This window comes from Candidatus Neomarinimicrobiota bacterium (assembly GCA_018651745.1).
Taxonomy (GTDB): Bacteria; Fidelibacterota; Marinisomatia; order Marinisomatales; family TCS55; genus JAAZYX01.
The window spans coordinates 60,591-77,918 of record JABIDL010000031.1 but is presented as its reverse complement, the minus strand read 5'-3'; the positions used below and the strand labels follow the sequence as shown (position 1 = coordinate 77,918).

Sequence of the window (17,328 nt, the reverse complement as noted above, 5' to 3'; positions counted from 1 at the left end):
TCTAAATATCGTGGAATCCATAAAAATGCGTTCTATTTTCATTTGAAAGAAAGTGAGTTTAGGTTCAATTACAGGCATGAAAATATCTACCAAAAACTACTCGAAAACTTTCGAAATAAAACGCTAAACTAGTCATGACCCTATTTTTATTGTAAACTATATATAGAACCAACAATCAAAATATTAAAACCTGTAATTCAAACCGGCATAAACATATTGAAATGAATAATTATCCTCCTGCGTATAATCTGCTGATAAAGTCATTTGAAGCTTAGAAAAAATACGCCAATTCATTCCAACGTTTATCCTTTGTTGAAAATAATCAGACCAATTCGTTCCATATCCATAAGAATAGCCATCTGCTTCTGCATAAATTGATATTTTCTTCCCCAATGATTGATCTAATCCAACAGTAAATCGCACCCCGGTTATCAGATCATTCCGAATATAATTTGTTTTCAAATTATACGTTCGCCCATTAGACCCTGAAGGTGAACGGAAACTCATGAATGCCAATACTGCGGGACGATCGGCAGATTTTTGATTTCTTAAATTTGCGCCAAGCTGAAAACTACCAATATTGTTCATAGATAATTGAATGGTGTTATACCAGCCGGACCGCAGTTCGTCCTGAAAAAGTGAATCAGGCAACGTTTGGGCTGATTCAAAATATAAAACTTGTCTCCGAGCAGAATATCTAGATCGGATTGTAATACTTTTTATCGGGCGGAATCTTACTGATATTTGGCTGGAGGTTGGCGTCATTTTATTTCTTACGCCAATTTCCGTATCAGGATAAAGGTCAACTGTTTGGTACATCGCTAAAGAAAATGTATTCCCAACATTCCCTCGCCATGTCCAAAAAATAAATTCTCGATCGGTTTTTCCGCTGACTTTTTGTTGCGCAAAAGCGATGCTACCAATCATCCGGAAATTTGGTGATTGATTTTTAAAATGAATATAGCCGCCTGTTTTTGATATATTTTTATCAAAATTCAAATTTTGCGGATTTGGAGAAAATCCTCCCAACACGCCTAAAGAAATCCCCCTCTTTATAGTAGTTGATGCCAATAATCCGTCCGTTGCACCAATTCCGGAAAGAGCAGGCGAAAAAACGCGCCCAACTTGTACATATAATTTTCCTGTAGATGATCCAAACGTGAGGCGCGCTTGATACAGTTTAAATTCTTTATCAGCAAGATCACTGCGCCCGTAAATCCATAATTGTGGCTTAAATAGTCCATCATATCGAAGGCGATAATTCAACGATCCGATTCCTCGATTGGCAGAATTGTTATTAGAAAATTGCGTATCTGTATATCGAAAACTCAAATTCCCTGATTGTTTCAATTTCGATTTTTGGGGTTTTTCAACTGTTTCTTTCAGTCGGTCTTTAACAATTTCATTCGGTTGAGAAAGTGGCTTAGTCATTTTATCCAGCACAACTTTATCACCTAACTGAAACACAGAAGCGGGAACCAAAGACAAACAAACAGATGATTTCCTGGCAACATTGGTAATTAGGATTAATCCTAACTCCTGTTCCCTCCGTAAAACTTTCAACGTGTCGCCAACAGATGCGCCACCAATTGTACCCACATCACAATAAATTTGGTCTGCTGTTAAATACGTGATTTTCCCTTCAACAAGGATAGATTCCTGGGAAAAAATAGCTCCTGTAAAAGCTAGAAATAAAAATAATAAAAGTGAAAAATTCCTAATCATCTTCTTTTCCTTGTGGGTGACAATTAAAGCAGGCCGAACTTTCATAAACATAACCGGATTCATCATCATGCTCATCGTCCATTTCGGTTTGTCTATGATCATGACAAACGCCGTTTAATCCACAAGAAAATACAGAATAATCGGACGAATTGATATGGCACTCCGCTTCACAGGTGGACCATTCCCCTCGATGCTCTCCGGAATAAATAGGAAATAAAAAATCGTGGTGAGACATATCTGCAGGAGACCAACCATGCGTATTATGACACAAAATGCAGTTTGTATTCTCCGAATGCGAGCTGGTTGCTAGAGCCTGATTATAATCAAGCGTATGGCAAGGCAAACAATCGTTACTTAAACTTCCTGAATATTGAACGAGATCTTCACCATGACAAGTAGAACATTCGATTAAAGCATGTGCTCCCAATAAAGGAAACATCAAATGTTCATAGGCTTTTTTCCAATTAGACATATCCCACGTTTCAAAACCATGACAAGTTTGGCAATCGGTTCCCATCAATCCGTAATGAATATCCATATGGCAGGTTTGGCATTCCGTTTCTGCGTGGGTAAAATTATGGATTTCTTCCATCGTATTTCCCGGATGACATTGGATGCATTCCGTACCCCGATGATTCCCTTCTAGCTGAAAATCCGTATTATCATGATTAAATATCATAGTCGAAGAAAGAGGCTCCCAACCATCTGAAGAATGGCAGTCACTACAGGGAATATCTGTCAAATCACTTTGAAGATTTATCGTTAAAAAGAAGGACATTATTGCACCATAACTCAATGTTGCATCCAATCCGGATCACGTTTTAAATGATTGCGCCAGTCTGTTGGATCTATGAAATCATCATTGTTGTCGTCCTTTTCACCATTAGGATGACAATCATAACACGCTGAACTATTATAAGAATAACCGGTTTCACCATCATGCTCATCATCCATTTCGGATTGTCTATGATCATGACAAACGCCGTTTAATCCACAGGAAAATACAGAATAATCGGACGAATTGATATGGCACTCTGCCGTACATGTACTCCATTCATTATTATGTTCACCCGAGTAAATTGGGAAATAATCATTATCGTGATCAAAGGTAACATCATCCCAGTTATTTGTAGTATGGCAGGTTTCACAATCAGTCGGCTCGCCATCGCTGTGTTCATCATAAAAATCATCCATGTGGCAACTGCTACAAGCATCGGTTAGGTCATCATGAGAAAAAGAAACTTCTTCCCAATCGGTGGTGCTTGTGTGACAATTCTCGCAATCGGTGGGAAACCCATCGCTGTGCTCTTCGTAAAAGTCATTCATGTGACAGGTATTGCAAGCAGTAGTTATATCCTCATGAGAAAAAGTAGCACCATCCCAAGTAGTAGTACTGTTGTGGCATTGTTCGCAGGATTCGCTGAATCCGGTTTCCTCTGAATGAGGAGGATCTGAGGCGCCTTGATAATCACTCAAATGACAAGTTACACATCCACTTGTTGCGTTACTGTGGTCAAATACCGCTCCATCCCAAGTGGTGGTACTGCTGTGACAAAGATCGCAGTCCAGCGTAAAACCCGATGCCGAAGTATGCGGAGGATCAACGGCAGTGTCGTAGTCTGGCTGATGACAAGTACCGCAACTATAAGTAAGGTCATGCATAAATGTATGCGGAATCCAGCCAAATTCGGAATGACAGGCATTGCAATCTTCAGCCGGATAATTATACGTTGAATGATCTGGGGTTTGGGTTGTTTCAAAATCCTGCAAATGGCATCCATTGCAATCTAAAGAAGGGCTGGAATTCGGATCTACATGGCAACCGGTGCAATCAACAGGCTTATGAAGACCGAGCAACGGGAAAACTGTTAAATCGTGATCGAAAGATGAAGCCCATAAAGGTAACTGCTCGGTGTGGCATTCTTTACAATCTGTACTGATATTTACTGAAATATGATTTGGGTCTGTAGTTTGGGTGTAATCTTGTTGATGGCAATCGTAGCAATCTGAAGAAATAGTATAATTTTCATCCGCATGACAGCCTGAACAATCAACCGATTTGTGAAGACCCGCCAAAGGAAAAATCGTTAAATCGTGATCAAAAGAAGAAATCCAAGTAGATTGCTGAACAGCATGGCATTGACTGCAATCTGCATTAAAGCGAACAGCGATATGATTCGGATTTGTAGATTGTTCATAATCTTGTTGGTGACAACTATAACAATCTACCGATGAATAATCAAAATTGACGACCGGTTCAAATTGATGACAATCTTGGCAGTCTGCAAAGCGATGGGCGCCAAATAAAGGAAATAATGTCGCTTTGTGGTCGAATGATCTTTGGGTCACAGTCCATGCATCCGAATTGTGACATGCAGAACAATCATTGCCCAAGGTTGTTTCATGAATATCTAAATGACACGAAGCACAATCATCCGCAATCAATTGAAAGTCATGTTTTTGAGCAATCGTTTCACCTAAATGGCACTGTGAACAATTCTGAACCATATGCGCACCTTTTAATTGAAAACCGGTTTGCTGATGATCAAATTTTGAGAGATCAATCACATCCCATCCGGCCGAACCATGACAATCTCCGCAGTCATAGCCGGGCACAATTAGTTCATCATTCTGCATAGCCGATGCCATTGAACACAAAATAATTATGGAAAATAATTTCATCGAATTTGTTCGGTAAATGTGTGACAATCTTTACATTGATGTGGCACAGGAGCATATCGTACAAATTGACCATTTTGATCTTGTTCCTTTTTATGGCATTCTTGACAATTCACATTCATATGTTTTCCATCCAATGGATAATTGGTTTTTTCATGATCAAATTTAACACGAGTAAAAGCTTCGGTGATGTGACAAGAATCACAGGTCTTATTATCATGCTTTAAGAATTGCTTTCGGTGAACATCGTCGTGACAAACGGCACAATTCATATCTTTCCACGTAAACTGAACTGTGGTTTTTCCTTGGACAGGTTGAACAGGTTTATGACACCCACTACAGGGTACCGCCAAATGAGCGCCGTCCAAAGGAAACCGTATCATCTGATGCATTGAGCCAGTGAATGTCGCTGGTAAAAATCCATTCACGGTATGACAAGCAGCACAATCGCCTCCATCACGGCGGTTCTCAAACTGTGCATAATGTTTATCTTCGTGGCAACCAATGCAGCTAAGATACCTTGGCAACCCGCCGGCAAGCGTTGTTTGGTGGCATTCATTACAGGACACATTTATATGTTTTCCGGCTAAGGGGTATTTGGTTTTACTGTGGTCAAACGGTTTTAGGTCTTTTTTCCAATCCTCTGTTGTATGGCAGGATTCACAGGTTTCACCATAACTACCTTTATGAATATCAGTATGACAACGCGAACAATTATCATAAGCCATTCCAGTAAGTTTCCAGACTTTTTTGGGATGATCCGGTTGAGCAGGATGACATTTTTCACAATCTACCCTTTTATGAGCACCTGTCAACAAAAATTTGGCCTGGTTATGATCAAAATCCTGAATGGCCAGTTTCCAATCAGATGTATTGTGACAAGAAGCACAATCCGACGTAACCTGATCTGTATGAATATCCTCATGGCAAGAATTGCATGTGGCGCTCAAACCCAGAAAAGTCCGATCCAGTACCGGGAATTGGGTATGCTCGGAGGCCCATTGTCGAATGGGTTCCCAAGTAATATTTTTTCTGGAATGACACTCGCCACATTCAACGACATCATGTTTTCCGGTTAGAGTGTATCCTGTTTTTTCATGATTAAATTTTCGGATATCTTTCGGCCAATAAACCAGTTCAAACTTGGTTCCATTATGATCTGAATGGCAGGACCCACATTCATCAGTTTTATCCTTATGAAATCCCAACTTAGCATCAATCCTTTTTTTCAAGGGCGTATGACAAACATTACAGCCATCAGAAATTTCTTTTTTACCCAAATCATGGCATTGGATACAATTTGAGTTGCCCTCCAAATGAGCGTGATACTTGGATAATTTCCCGGGTGAGAATTGTGCTGAAATCATCGCAGGAAAAAGACAGAGAAACCACCACCTGACCATCATGTGGCAGCCTCAATTTTTTTTCCAAATTCAATGCCAATTTCGTTTAATAATTTGAATGGCAGTTCGCCTCCAGCAAAAATAAATACAAACTCATTGTCTATTTCCATTTCTGTTTCACTCGTTTTCAATGTAACAGATTTTTCTTCAATTTTGACAGGACTGGAATTAAAAACCACATTCAATAATTTATCTGAAATAGCTTTTTCAAGATTCGTTTCATTTCTGGCTTTTAGTCTGAAGAAATTTTCTTTACGATAGGAAATGGTAACATCATTGCCTTCTTGATGAGCTAAGCCCAATGCTGCTTCGATGGCAGAGTCGCCACCTCCAACCACCAATAGTTTTTTGTGTTTATAGGTTTCAGCATCCATCAATTTGTACATGACTTTACCCAACTCTTCGCCGGGAATTCCCAACTTTCTGGGTGTCCCCCGTCGTCCAAGTGCCAATACAACCCTAGATGAAACTGCAGTGTCTGAAGATGTCTGTACTTTAAAATTCCCAATTTCTCCTGTAATCCCCAAAAGTCTATGTCCGGACAACAACCTGACTTCCTGATCTTTAATGACTTTTTCCCAAATAGTCAACAAATCTTCTTTTTCGTACTCTCCTTTTTTTAAGGCACCAAACAATGGTAGCTCTACAGGTTGAACCAAAACCAATTTTCGACGAGGATATTGCAAAATAGTGCCTCCCGGCTGGTCTTGATCTAATACCATATAATTCAATCCCAACTCTTTTGCTCGTAATGCAGCTGATAAACCAGCAGGTCCTGCGCCAATAATCACCACATCAAATTCGCCCTTATTGTTTGAAATCTGATTTTTATGGATATGATTGATGGCGGCAACGCCGTGCGTGATTGCATTTTTAATCAAGGCTAATCCGCTCAACTCTCCGATGATATAGAGGCCAGGAATATTGCTCTCAAAATGCTCAGATAATTGGGGAATATCTTCTCTTTGACTAATATCACCTAAGCCAATTTCAATGCCAGAAACAGGGCATGCTTCTGCACATTTTCCATGCCCTACACAATGGCTTCCATGAATAATGGTTGCTTTGCCATCTATCAGACCTAACACAGTTCCTTCTGGACAAGCATCCACGCAAATACCACAACCAATACATAACGAACGATTGATAATTGGATGTTGAAGTAGCGCTTTATCCTGTCTTTTAGCTCGGGTTTCTTCCAATCGATCTTTCGTTCTTTTATTCTTTCGCTTCATGGATAGAATATAGGGAACGAGAAAAATGAGAATAATCCCGCCGCCGATTAAATAAGTTAATACAGTTTCATTCATAATGTTTTTTGTTCAAATTATATCAGAAAAGATAATATTTGAGTATATTTCCATTGGTGATGAATATCACAGAATTAAACAATGATCCATCATTCAATCTTCATGTTCATGGTCGTCATCATGGTCATCTGATTCTTGCCCGAATGTTTCTACTAACCCTGAAATTAATTTTATCTTATCCTTTGCTGATAATTTTTGATGTTGAGGCGAAATATAATAAAACCAAGGAGGCATGTCACCCTCTTGCAATTCTTCTGCGGCTTCCTTCCCTTCATTATGTTTCTGAATTCCCCATAAAGAAACATTGAAATGTTCACGTCCTTCATTAACATCATGCTGAATCAGCCATGAAACCGGTGCGATATGACTGTACCAAGGCCAATCTGTTTCATTGCTGTGGCAATTTTGACATGTTTGAAAAAACAAATCTTTTGTTTCTATACTGTTCCAATCCGGCTCTGAAACTACCGGAGGATTCGTATGATTTCTTCCATAGGGAATTAACTGAATAATGATTAATAAAATAATAGATGCTTTTAAAAATAATTTAGCCATTTTGGCACTCATTTTATGCTTCTCTCTCATACCTAAAATATCCACTTATAACCAAAAGAGACAACCAAGACTATATGAATAAACATGATGACCACCATTGTATAAGCAAAAGGTTTATGAATCACATGCCAATAATGAAAAAGAGAATGGGCTGCAGTCCAAAATGCAATTTGTCGATTCATTTTTACGATTTGCCTTAAAGATTTTTTAAATTTTCGAATTTCACTTTTTGGAATGGCTGATGTTTTTTGTATTTTATTTTTTATTCCCAACCATTTGACCCATCCGGTAATATCCATAATAAAGATAGTAAAGATGCCCCATAACCCGCGTTGCTCTATTTTTTCGGCGCCGGATAAATCAAGAATCAGGCTAATATTGTCATCCGACATACTAAACTCGACTTTCATCTCTTCAGTCAGTAGGCGAATCCGATTCAAGAATTCATCTTTTGATAATTCAACACCACTCACCCTATGGGGAATTTTGATATAAATATACCGTCCTATAAACCCACTCAAAGCAACAGCAACCATAGACCAGTAGGAAATTGATACAAGTCCGCCAAATTTGAATGCGGTATGTAAAGTAACCAAGATAGGACCAACAATCCCCAGAAAAATATGATAATTAAGCCACGTAGGCAATTTGCCCCATTTTTGGAAAAATTTAATTCGTTTTCTAAGAGAATAGACAAACATGATAATCATCATACTGCCACCAAGGATTCCCAACCCATGCCCCATGGTTCCGCCCGGTTTCCAGAGTTTATGACTATCGTGGTGTGGCCGTTCCAGTAAATCGGTTATATAATAAGACCCAGTTTCTCGTAAGGTCCAGCCAATAAAAATAGTTACGAGAATAGATAAGATAATGAGAATGAGTCTATGAATCATTTAACCAGAATATATTATTTTATAGGGAGGGGATGCCTTAAAGGAAAAGTTGGTCGGCATCAAGATGATGTGTTTTTTATTGTTACCAAACACCTTTCTAACATTTGTATCATAATTAATTTGTGAGCCACGTTGGTTGCGAAAAATCACAAAGGGGATGAAACAATTTAAGAATAATCAGCGATTATCCTTATGCATTATGGATTTTTAGAATACTGCCGATTCTTGCCACTCCCCAAATTCCTTTTTCATCGCGTCAACAATTTCGCCCAATGTTGCATATGCCTTTGCTGCTTCCAGAATTGGTGGAAATATATTGTCATTCCCCGCTGCGGCGATTTGTACTTTTTGCAATGCATCATTTACAGCCTTTTGATCACGCGCAACTCGAAGTTGTTTCAATGCTGTGATCTGATTTTTCTCAGCTTCCTCTCCAATCTCAAGAATTGGAATTTCGATTTCTTCGTTTTCTTTTTGGAATGCATTCACTCCAACTACAATTCGAGTTTTTTCATCTACTTTTTTCTGATATTCTGATGCAGAATACGCAATTTCACGCTGGAAAAACCCATCCTCTATTGCCGGAATAACTCCACCCATCTCTTCAATTTGCGTAAAATATGCTTCCGCCTGTTGTTCCATACGATTCGTTAAAGCTTCAACATACCAAGACCCACCAAGTGGATCTGCAACATTTGCGGCTCCCGTTTCAAAGGCAATTAACTGTTGCGTCCTTAAAGCAATTTCTGCTGCCTTCCTTGTTGGGAGTGAAAGCGTTTCATCCATAGAATTGGTATGAAGCGATTGTGTTCCGCCAAGCACGGCGGCCATTGCCTGAAAAGCGGTGCGAGAGATATTAATCTCCGGCTGCTGTGCTGTTAAAGAGCATCCGGCAGTTTGCGTATGAAAACGCAATTTCCAGGACCGTGGATTTTTAGCACCGTAAGTTTCTTTTAAATGTCGAGCCCAAATCCGCCTTGCCGCACGAAATTTTGCAATCTCTTCAAAAAAGTCCAGATGAGAGTTAAAAAAGAAAGAAAGACGTGGCGCGAACTCGTCCACATCCAGTCCGGCTTTTTTGGCATATTCAACATAAGTAAATCCATCTGCAAGTGTAAACGCAAGTTCTTGTGCCGCAGTTGAGCCGGCTTCCCGAATGTGATACCCGGAAATGGAAATAGTATTGAATTGTGGCAAATGTTTCGTGCAATACTGCATCATATCTGTGATGACTCTCATGGATGCTTCCGGAGGAAAGATCCATTCCTTCTGTGCGATGAATTCCTTTAAAATATCATTTTGTAGGGTTCCCCTTAATTTATCCTTAGCCACACCTTGTTTATCCGCTACCGCGATGTAAAATGCCAACAAAATAATTGCCGGTCCATTGATAGTTTGCGAAACGGAAATGTCTCCAAGATTAATACCGTTAAATAAAATTTCCATATCTTTGAGTGATGCTACACTTACACCACATTTACCAACTTCCCCATCGGAATGAGGGTGCCCCGGATCGTACCCCATGAGTGTCGGCATATCATAGGCAATAGAAAGTCCCATTTGTCCTTCTTTCATCAAAAAATGGTAGCGTTCATTGGTTTCTTTAGGTGTTCCAAAACCGGAAAATTGTCGCATGGTCCACAGTTTTCCACGGTACATATTTGCATGAATTCCACGTGTAAACGGGTATTGCCCGGGAAAGCCAAGTTGATCTAAATAATCAGATTGCTCTCCCGATGTTGGATAATATAACGTCTCCAGCGGATCGCCACTTAGTGTATTAAAATCATAATTTCGGCCGGCAGTGTTCTCAGATGTGTCTTTCCAGCGTTTTTCCGCTTCTTCAAATAATTGTAGTTGTTTACCCATTTCGAATTCTTTTTTGTTTTAATTAAGAATGTAAAATTAACAAGATTTGCTCACAATTCGGATTCATTTGAAAAAAAAGTACTTCAAGGGAGGATATTTCTAAAATTCACTGTAAACTTCCTGCAATGGAAAGCAATAAAATCTATCGTAAATCATGCGAAACGATGAATGAAATTCCCGACGAATCCATCCGTCTAATTATTACGAGCCCACCTTATTTTAAGGCAAAAGACTACGGGTTCCCGTCTCAAATCGGTCAATCCAGCGGATCCTACAATCATTACATTCAATCGATGATTCCGGTGTGGAAAGAATGTTTTCGTGTGCTCAAACCTAACGGAAAATTGTGCATAAACACACCCATCCTTCCAATGGAAAAAGCAATTATGAATACCCACCACAATCGGGATTACCAAAATATCAACAATGATATAGAAGCCAGTATTTTACATAAAACTAAATTTTTTCGGTATGACCTCATTATTTGGGATAAAGGCAGTACGGATCAATTGATGATGGGTTCTTATCCGTATCCACCTAATTTTTATGGACTCAATACCATTGAATTTATTAATCTATTTGTCAAAGATGGGCAACCGGAAAAAATGTCTAAACAAATTAAAGAAGATAGTCGATTGAACAAGGAAGATTGGCGAGAATACATTAATAATATATGGCGATTTTCTCCAGAAAAAGATCGTTCGCATCCCGCGCCATTCCCCGAAGAATTACCCCATCGATTGATTCGAATGTTTTCTTTTTTGGGTGATACTATTTTAGACCCATTTATGGGATCCGGAACAACGGCAGTTGCTGCCAAAAAACTCGGTCGAGATTATGTGGGTTATGAACTGAATAAAATATTCATCGCAATGACTGCAGAAAGATTAAACCAAATTTGAAATCAAGGTTTTTAGTGATTGTAATTCTGAATGATGAAATATGTAATTTTTTGAATTGTATTTTCTTTTTTTACCCCTTGGATCTTCGGGTGTAAACCAAGTCGATTCCTTTTCCTTTACATTCTTAGAAGTTGTAAAACCCGGAACAATAATTTCTCGGTTTAATAAAAGCGATTCTCTGATTTTATTTTCTCGACTTTCTTCATTAGCTAAGATTGGGATTGAACAAAAAATAATTCCACCTGAATATTTTTTAAGATGATGTGCATGCTTTGCCGTAAAAACTCGACAGCCATATGGATCATATTGCTTTATTTTCCCCGAAGCCAATTTTTGAAACCACTTTTCCGGAATAGCTTCAGTTTTAACATCAAACATTTTTCCATCGATGAGAACATCACCACTATCCACCTCATGTTTTTCATAATTCCGTTCCAATTCACCCGTCAGATCTGCGGCTTGGCGAATGGCCAATTCTCCTAACACACCGATATAATTGGTTTCCAAATGATTTAAGGCAGACTTCCTTGGAATGAATTGTCGGACAATTTCCTTCGTGCGGTCCAAGGCATGGTGAATGGCCATTTGAACATGATCCAATGTAAGAGTTACTGATACAAATTCAGGATTGAGAATTTGGATACTCATCTTTTAGAATTACATATTTGATCCAATCCGGGTGTAAAGTGCATATCTTCAAATTCGGATGCGAAAAAGGAAGAGTCCCAATTGAGTCAGGACTGGCTGGATCATGTTCAAATTACGGTTGGAAAACGTCAGAAAAGGAAACCAATTCAGAAACAGCCTTTGCGATTCCACTACCATCGATTCCGGTTAGCTTTAACAATTCAGATCGAGTCCCATGCTCTACAAATATGTCTGGATGGCCAAGTCTTTTTATGGTTCCCTTGTATCCTCTATCAGAAAGCCAAGCTGTCACACCTTCACCAAATCCGCCAAGCTTCACGCCATCTTCAATGGTTAAAACTTTGTCAAATCGATTCATCATTTTTTCTAAATATGGTTCGTCCATGGGTTTGATGAAGCGGCAATTTACAAGTTCGGCAGAGATTCCATTTTTGGATAATTCCGATAAAATATTTTGCGAAGAATGCACCATAGACCCGACGGCAAGAATTGCAACATCCGTCCCCTTCTGAATCACATCCCAAGATCCAATTGGAATAATTTCAGGAAGGATTCCTTGTTCAAACTTTATTGCACTTTCTTTTGGATAACGTGTAACGAATGGGGTTGTGGTTTGGTTAAGCCCTGTAAATAGTAGATTCCTTAATTCATTTCCATCTTTTGGAGCAGTTATAATAATATTTTGAATACAACGTAGAAATGAAATATCTAGTGCCCCATGGTGTGTGGGTCCATCCGGCCCTACAAATCCTCCTCGATCCAACGCAAAAATAACCGGAAGATTTTGAAGGGAAGCATCGTGGACTATCATATCAAAACATCGTTGAACAAAAGAGGAATATAATGCAACAACCGGTCTTAATCCTGATGTCGCAAGACCGGCCGCAAAGGTAACCGCATGACCTTCTGCAATACCTACATCAAAAAATTTATCCGGATATTGATCAGAAAATGGCTTTAATCCGGTTCCTTCGCCCATCGCAGCAACCACAGCGCAAACATCCTTATTTGCCTCAACCATTTCAATCGCTATTGAGCCAAAAACAGTGCAATACCCAGGAACCTCACTTTTTTTCTTCCCATTTCCAGATACATTATTTCCGGAAGAACTATAATATTTAAGAGGGTCGGCTTCTGCTTTCTCTTTGCCACTTCCCTTTTTGGTTAATACGTGGACGACCGCTGGTTGATCCATATCTTTCACATTTATGAATGTATCCATCATTTCATCCAAATCTTGACCATCAATCGGTCCGTAATACCGGATGCCTAATTCTTCAAAAATCATTCCAGGAACAAGAAAAATTTTCAAGCCTTCCTGAAGACTATGTAAAAACCTTTGGATAGCGTACTTACCGAGAGGTAGTTTTTCAGTTGCCTTCCAAATAATCTCTTTTATATGATTGTAAAGAGGATTTGTAACGACCTTCGTTAAATAATGGGATATGGCACCAACTGTTGGTGAAATTGACATTTGGTTATCGTTCAATACGATTAGTAACTGACCATTGAGCTGGCTAACGTTATTTAATCCTTCAAACGCCAATCCACCCGTCATTGCTCCATCGCCGATGACAGCTACAATTTTGTTTTTTTCATTTTTAATATTTCGTGCGTGGGCCAAACCAAGTGCAGCCGATATTGAGGTACTAGCATGACCAGCACCAAAAACATCGTATTCACTTTCAGATTGACGACAAAACCCACTAATGCCATCTTTTTGTCTCAAGGTTGGAAATGTATCCCTCCTACCGGTTAAAATTTTATGAGGGTAACATTGATGCCCAACATCCCATATTAGTAGATCTCTGGGTGTATCGAAAACAGTGTGAAGCGCAATTGTTAAATCAACCACACCAAGAGGCGAAGAAAGATGGCCTCCCTTTTCTTCTACCACGCGAATAATGTAATCTTTGAGCTCATCGCTGAGTTTTTTTTGATCAGTAACAGAAAGTTTTCGTAGATCGGCAGGATCATTTATTGAATCAAGAAATTTATACGGCATGGGCAAGATTATGAGATTTTATTAATGAAATGAAAAGGGAATACATTAATGAGTTATCTACCATTTCTGGATGGAAACAAGATGCTAAATGGTGATTCTGTTTCACAAAAACAGGGTCATTATCCATCGTTCCTAAAATTTCCACATCCGGACCAATGCGGGTAATTTGTGGGGCACGGATAAACATGGATGATTCGGAAAATGATTGCCCATTAAAAGAAATATCAACCGTCTGAAATCCTGATTTGATTTGCCGACCGTAGCCATTTCGTTTTACCGCTATATCAATAAGTCCGAGAGGATTTACGCTGCTATCAGCGGAAGTTGTCGACATTATAATTAACCCGGCGCATGTTCCGAAAATTGGATTGTTCTTTGCAAAATCTATAATTGCAGAATCAAAGCCGGTTTGTTCCATTAACAATGTTATGCTGGTGGATTCTCCACCCGGTAATACCAATCCATCAATTTCCGAGAGCTGATTCGGATATTTGATTAAAACTGAAGGGCAATTCAATCCCTCAAGTTTTTCAAGGTGTTTGTCATAATTCCCTTGTAGCGCGAGAACCCCTACTATCATTACCAGCCTCTTTCTTGCAACATTTGATCTTCGGGTATTTCAGAAATATCCAATCCTTTCATTGCCTTTTTAAGCCCGGTGGAAATACTTGCTAGCTTTTCTGGGTCATCCGCAAAGGTTACTGCTTCAACAATAGCCTTTGCGCGTTTAGCAGGTTCCTCGCTCATAAAAATTCCCGATCCAACAAACACCGTTTCAGCACCAAGTTGCATCATAAGCGATGCGTCAGCCGGTGTAGCAACTCCGCCTGCTGCAAAATTCGGAACCGGTAATTTGCCCAATTTGGAAACCTGTTGGACCAAGCTAAAGGGAGCGCCAATTTCTTTGGCTTCTGCCATTAGTTCATCCTGACCCATTGTAGCCAATTCTTTTATGGCAGAAGTTACCTTTCGCATATGGCGAACGGCTTCAACGATATTACCGCTACCTGCCTCACCTTTCGTTCGAATCAGAGCAGCACCTTCTCCAATCCGTCTTAAAGCTTCTCCAAGATTTCGGCACCCACATACAAATGGAATTTTAAAATCATGTTTCCAAATATGATTCGCTTCATCTGCCGGTGTCAGGACTTCACTTTCATCAATGAAATCTACTTCGAGTGCTTCTAAAATTTGGGCTTCTGCAAAATGCCCAATCCGAACTTTTGCCATCACAGGGATGGATACTTTTTCCTGGATTTTCTTAATCATGGCCGGATCACTCATTCTAGCAATACCGCCTTCTTTTCGGATAAGAGCCGGAATCCGTTCCAGCGCCATGACAGCGACAGCACCAGCATCTTCTGCAATGGTTGCTTGATCTGCATCCATTACATCCATAATTACACCGCCTTTAAGCATTTCCGCAAAACCAACTTTTACTTCAAATGATCCCTTAGCCATGTAAAACCTCCTTCTCGGTCACTAGACCAATCTTTTTTATTTTTTTGGTTACAGCTTCAATAATTTTATCGGGTGTGGACGCACCGGCAGATATTCCTACAATATCAACATCCTCAAACCAATTTGAATCAAGATTTTCTGCACAGGTTACCTGATAGGATCGCTTATTTCGTTCAAGCGCCAATTGAGTTAACCGCTTGGAGTTTGCGCTGGTAAATGATCCAATGATTATCATTATGTCACATTGTTTAGCAAGAGCCCTGATTTGTTCCTGATTTCGTTTGGTCGGGAAACAGATGGTATTCACAAACCGTAAATCGAACACATTCGTCATTAATATATTAACAATATCTTGCACATTTTCTATCGTTTGAGTTGATTGACTGACAACACCTGCGCGCTTCATTTTTCTCAAAGAGCCCGCCTCACCCGGATTCGCAATAATGATCGGATTCTTTACCTGACTGGCAATACCTACAACTTCGTCATGGCCATGATCGCCAATGATAATAATCCGCCTTCCTTCTTTTTCTAGTTTAATCACTTCATTATGAATTTCTTTAACAAGAGGGCACGTTGCATCTATAATATTCATATGCCTGTCATTTGCTTCATCCCAAACTTCGTTCGCCGTCCCATGTGCACGAAAAAGAATTGGTTTCTCATCGGGAACATCTTTGAGGGATTTTACCACTTTTGCGCCGGCATTATCTAAATCTTTAACTACATTTTCATTATGAACGATATGGCCAAGCATATATACATCGCCGAGATTATCGGCAGTATCGTGAGCCAGATTTACGGCATCCCGAACACCAAAACAATAGCCGGCATCTTTGGCAACTATGATCTTCATAATTTCATCCCATTTTGTTCTGCAATTTCGGATTTGGTTAATTCTAATACGCGCGGGAGAACCTCATCCAATCTCCCCCGAACGACAGCACCACAAGCCAACTTATGCCCTCCACCACCCAGTTCCAATGCTATCGTATTTACAATGTATTTTCCTTTTGATCGAAGATTTACTCTGCATGAATCTTCATTTTCAAAAATCATCATAGCCACTTCTACTCCATTTATTGACCGGACCATATCTGTAAATCCGTCAACATGAGTCTTATTGGCGCCAACTGACTGCATCATTTTTTCATCTATTGTAAACCAAGCGAATTCTCCATTGCAGTCCAATTGAACATTATGCAGAATTTTACTAAGTAGTCTCAATTTTTCAATAGGGTTCGATTCATAAATCCTTTGATGAATTGTCGCGGGATTCACTCCTGCTTGAATGGCGTCCATCGCAATTTGATGACATTTAATTGTCGTATTAGAATAGGCAAAAGATCCGGTATCCGTTACCACAGCTGTATAAAGTCCTTCCCACATTTCCATGGTGATTGCATTTTTTCGTACCGTATTAAAATAATCATACACCAATTCTCCAGTGGCCGCCACAGATGTATCAACCGCGTTCGTGAGGAAAGGTGAATTTTCCCGGATAGGATGATGATCAATATTGATCATAGGAATATCGTTTACAGATAATAATTCACCGACATTTTTCATTCTTTTAAAATCTCCCACATCAAAAATTAATGCAAGATCTGCGTTTTGAATCCAAGTATCATCTGTTTTTTTATCATAACAGGAAATTATATTATTTTTATTCAGAAACTGATATTCTTCAGGAAGCGGCGTGACAATAAAAATCCTGCAATCCTTTTTCATCTCTACAAGATGATAATACATCGCCACAGATGAGCCCAATCCATCTCCATCTGGATTTACATGGGTTGTTAAGACAATGCTGTTAGCATCCTCAATTCTTTTATGAATCTCGTTCCAGTGAATCATAACACAATCTTACTTAAG

The 17,328-nt window shown here is 39.4% G+C and carries 15 protein-coding genes; 1 reads left to right on the top strand and 14 read right to left on the bottom strand.

The window, feature by feature from the left end:
- Nucleotides 1–183: 183 nt before the first annotated feature.
- The 8 genes from HOD97_06335 to HOD97_06300 all read right to left on the bottom strand — a co-directional run bounded on the left by HOD97_06335 (nt 184) and on the right by HOD97_06300 (nt 10,437).
- Complete coding sequence (locus tag HOD97_06335; protein MBT4281214.1) at nt 184–1,827, bottom strand: hypothetical protein; 1,644 nt, start codon at nt 1,825–1,827, stop codon at nt 184–186.
- Nucleotides 1,718–2,503: a hypothetical protein gene (locus tag HOD97_06330; protein ID MBT4281213.1), complete on the bottom strand. Its 786-nt coding sequence runs from the start codon at nt 2,501–2,503 to the stop codon at nt 1,718–1,720. The genes HOD97_06335 and HOD97_06330 overlap by 110 nt, the downstream gene beginning before the upstream one ends.
- A gap of 14 nt (nt 2,504–2,517) precedes the next feature.
- Nucleotides 2,518–4,407 (bottom strand): hypothetical protein, encoded by a 1,890-nt coding sequence (locus HOD97_06325; protein ID MBT4281212.1) that lies wholly within the window; start codon nt 4,405–4,407, stop codon nt 2,518–2,520.
- Nucleotides 4,404–5,771, bottom strand: coding sequence for a cytochrome C (locus HOD97_06320; GenBank protein ID MBT4281211.1), 1,368 nt, complete (start codon nt 5,769–5,771; stop codon nt 4,404–4,406). The genes HOD97_06325 and HOD97_06320 overlap by 4 nt, the downstream gene beginning before the upstream one ends.
- 35 nt (nt 5,772–5,806) lie before the next feature.
- Nucleotides 5,807–7,117: an NAD(P)-binding domain-containing protein gene (locus HOD97_06315; GenBank protein MBT4281210.1), complete on the bottom strand. Its 1,311-nt coding sequence runs from the start codon at nt 7,115–7,117 to the stop codon at nt 5,807–5,809.
- A 93-nt stretch (nt 7,118–7,210) separates the two neighbouring features.
- Entirely contained in the window at nt 7,211–7,672 is a 462-nt protein-coding gene (locus HOD97_06310) for a heme-binding domain-containing protein (GenBank protein ID MBT4281209.1), read from the bottom strand.
- Nucleotides 7,673–7,704: 32 nt separating this feature from the next.
- Nucleotides 7,705–8,568, bottom strand: coding sequence for a hypothetical protein (locus HOD97_06305; protein MBT4281208.1), 864 nt, complete (start codon nt 8,566–8,568; stop codon nt 7,705–7,707).
- Between the two features lie 207 nt (nt 8,569–8,775).
- A complete protein-coding gene (locus HOD97_06300) occupies nt 8,776–10,437 on the bottom strand; it encodes a methylmalonyl-CoA mutase (protein ID MBT4281207.1) in 1,662 nt (553 codons plus the stop codon).
- 164 nt (nt 10,438–10,601) lie between these two features.
- Here HOD97_06300 and HOD97_06295 point away from each other — a divergent pair, with 164 nt between their 5' ends.
- A complete protein-coding gene (locus HOD97_06295; GenBank protein MBT4281206.1) occupies nt 10,602–11,339 on the top strand; it encodes a site-specific DNA-methyltransferase in 738 nt (245 codons plus the stop codon).
- On the opposite strand, the gene HOD97_06290 is transcribed toward HOD97_06295, so the two are convergent.
- The 6 genes from HOD97_06290 to HOD97_06265 all read right to left on the bottom strand — a co-directional run bounded on the left by HOD97_06290 (nt 11,325) and on the right by HOD97_06265 (nt 17,310).
- Nucleotides 11,325–11,987 carry a hypothetical protein gene (locus tag HOD97_06290; GenBank protein MBT4281205.1) on the bottom strand — a complete coding sequence of 221 codons (663 nt, stop codon included), beginning with the start codon at nt 11,985–11,987 and terminating at the stop codon, nt 11,325–11,327. The two genes, HOD97_06295 and HOD97_06290, sit on opposite strands and share 15 nt — an antisense overlap.
- Nucleotides 11,988–12,099: 112 nt before the next feature.
- Nucleotides 12,100–13,992: a 1-deoxy-D-xylulose-5-phosphate synthase gene (locus tag HOD97_06285; protein MBT4281204.1), complete on the bottom strand. Its 1,893-nt coding sequence runs from the start codon at nt 13,990–13,992 to the stop codon at nt 12,100–12,102.
- Complete coding sequence (gene pdxT / locus HOD97_06280; protein MBT4281203.1) at nt 13,982–14,572, bottom strand: pyridoxal 5'-phosphate synthase glutaminase subunit PdxT; 591 nt, start codon at nt 14,570–14,572, stop codon at nt 13,982–13,984. Before pdxT ends, HOD97_06285 begins: the two co-directional genes overlap by 11 nt.
- Nucleotides 14,572–15,453, bottom strand: coding sequence for a pyridoxal 5'-phosphate synthase lyase subunit PdxS (pdxS, locus tag HOD97_06275; GenBank protein ID MBT4281202.1), 882 nt, complete (start codon nt 15,451–15,453; stop codon nt 14,572–14,574). The genes pdxT and pdxS overlap by 1 nt, the downstream gene beginning before the upstream one ends.
- Nucleotides 15,446–16,309, bottom strand: a complete 864-nt coding sequence (gene ispH / locus HOD97_06270) for a 4-hydroxy-3-methylbut-2-enyl diphosphate reductase (protein MBT4281201.1) — start codon at nt 16,307–16,309, stop codon at nt 15,446–15,448. The genes pdxS and ispH overlap by 8 nt, the downstream gene beginning before the upstream one ends.
- On the bottom strand, nt 16,306–17,310 hold the full coding sequence (locus tag HOD97_06265) for a bifunctional oligoribonuclease/PAP phosphatase NrnA (GenBank protein ID MBT4281200.1): 1,005 nt from the start codon (nt 17,308–17,310) through the stop codon (nt 16,306–16,308). Before HOD97_06265 ends, ispH begins: the two co-directional genes overlap by 4 nt.
- Nucleotides 17,311–17,328 lie beyond the last annotated feature (18 nt).

Coding starts and splice junctions, on each gene's coding strand:
- HOD97_06295 (MBT4281206.1), top strand. CDS start 10,602: ATGAATGAAATTCCCGACGAATCCATCCGTCTAATTATTACGAGCCCA.
- HOD97_06315 (MBT4281210.1), bottom strand. CDS start 7,117: ATGAATGAAACTGTATTAACTTATTTAATCGGCGGCGGGATTATTCTC.
- HOD97_06300 (MBT4281207.1), bottom strand. CDS start 10,437: ATGGGTAAACAACTACAATTATTTGAAGAAGCGGAAAAACGCTGGAAA.
- HOD97_06285 (MBT4281204.1), bottom strand. CDS start 13,992: ATGCCGTATAAATTTCTTGATTCAATAAATGATCCTGCCGATCTACGA.
- HOD97_06310 (MBT4281209.1), bottom strand. CDS start 7,672: ATGGCTAAATTATTTTTAAAAGCATCTATTATTTTATTAATCATTATT.
- HOD97_06325 (MBT4281212.1), bottom strand. CDS start 4,407: ATGAAATTATTTTCCATAATTATTTTGTGTTCAATGGCATCGGCTATG.
- ispH (MBT4281201.1), bottom strand. CDS start 16,309: ATGAAGATCATAGTTGCCAAAGATGCCGGCTATTGTTTTGGTGTTCGG.
- HOD97_06290 (MBT4281205.1), bottom strand. CDS start 11,987: ATGAGTATCCAAATTCTCAATCCTGAATTTGTATCAGTAACTCTTACA.
- pdxT (MBT4281203.1), bottom strand. CDS start 14,572: ATGATAGTAGGGGTTCTCGCGCTACAAGGGAATTATGACAAACACCTT.
- pdxS (MBT4281202.1), bottom strand. CDS start 15,453: ATGGCTAAGGGATCATTTGAAGTAAAAGTTGGTTTTGCGGAAATGCTT.
- HOD97_06320 (MBT4281211.1), bottom strand. CDS start 5,771: ATGATTTCAGCACAATTCTCACCCGGGAAATTATCCAAGTATCACGCT.
- HOD97_06330 (MBT4281213.1), bottom strand. CDS start 2,503: ATGTCCTTCTTTTTAACGATAAATCTTCAAAGTGATTTGACAGATATT.
- HOD97_06335 (MBT4281214.1), bottom strand. CDS start 1,827: ATGATCATAGACAAACCGAAATGGACGATGAGCATGATGATGAATCCG.
- HOD97_06265 (MBT4281200.1), bottom strand. CDS start 17,310: ATGATTCACTGGAACGAGATTCATAAAAGAATTGAGGATGCTAACAGC.
- HOD97_06305 (MBT4281208.1), bottom strand. CDS start 8,568: ATGATTCATAGACTCATTCTCATTATCTTATCTATTCTCGTAACTATT.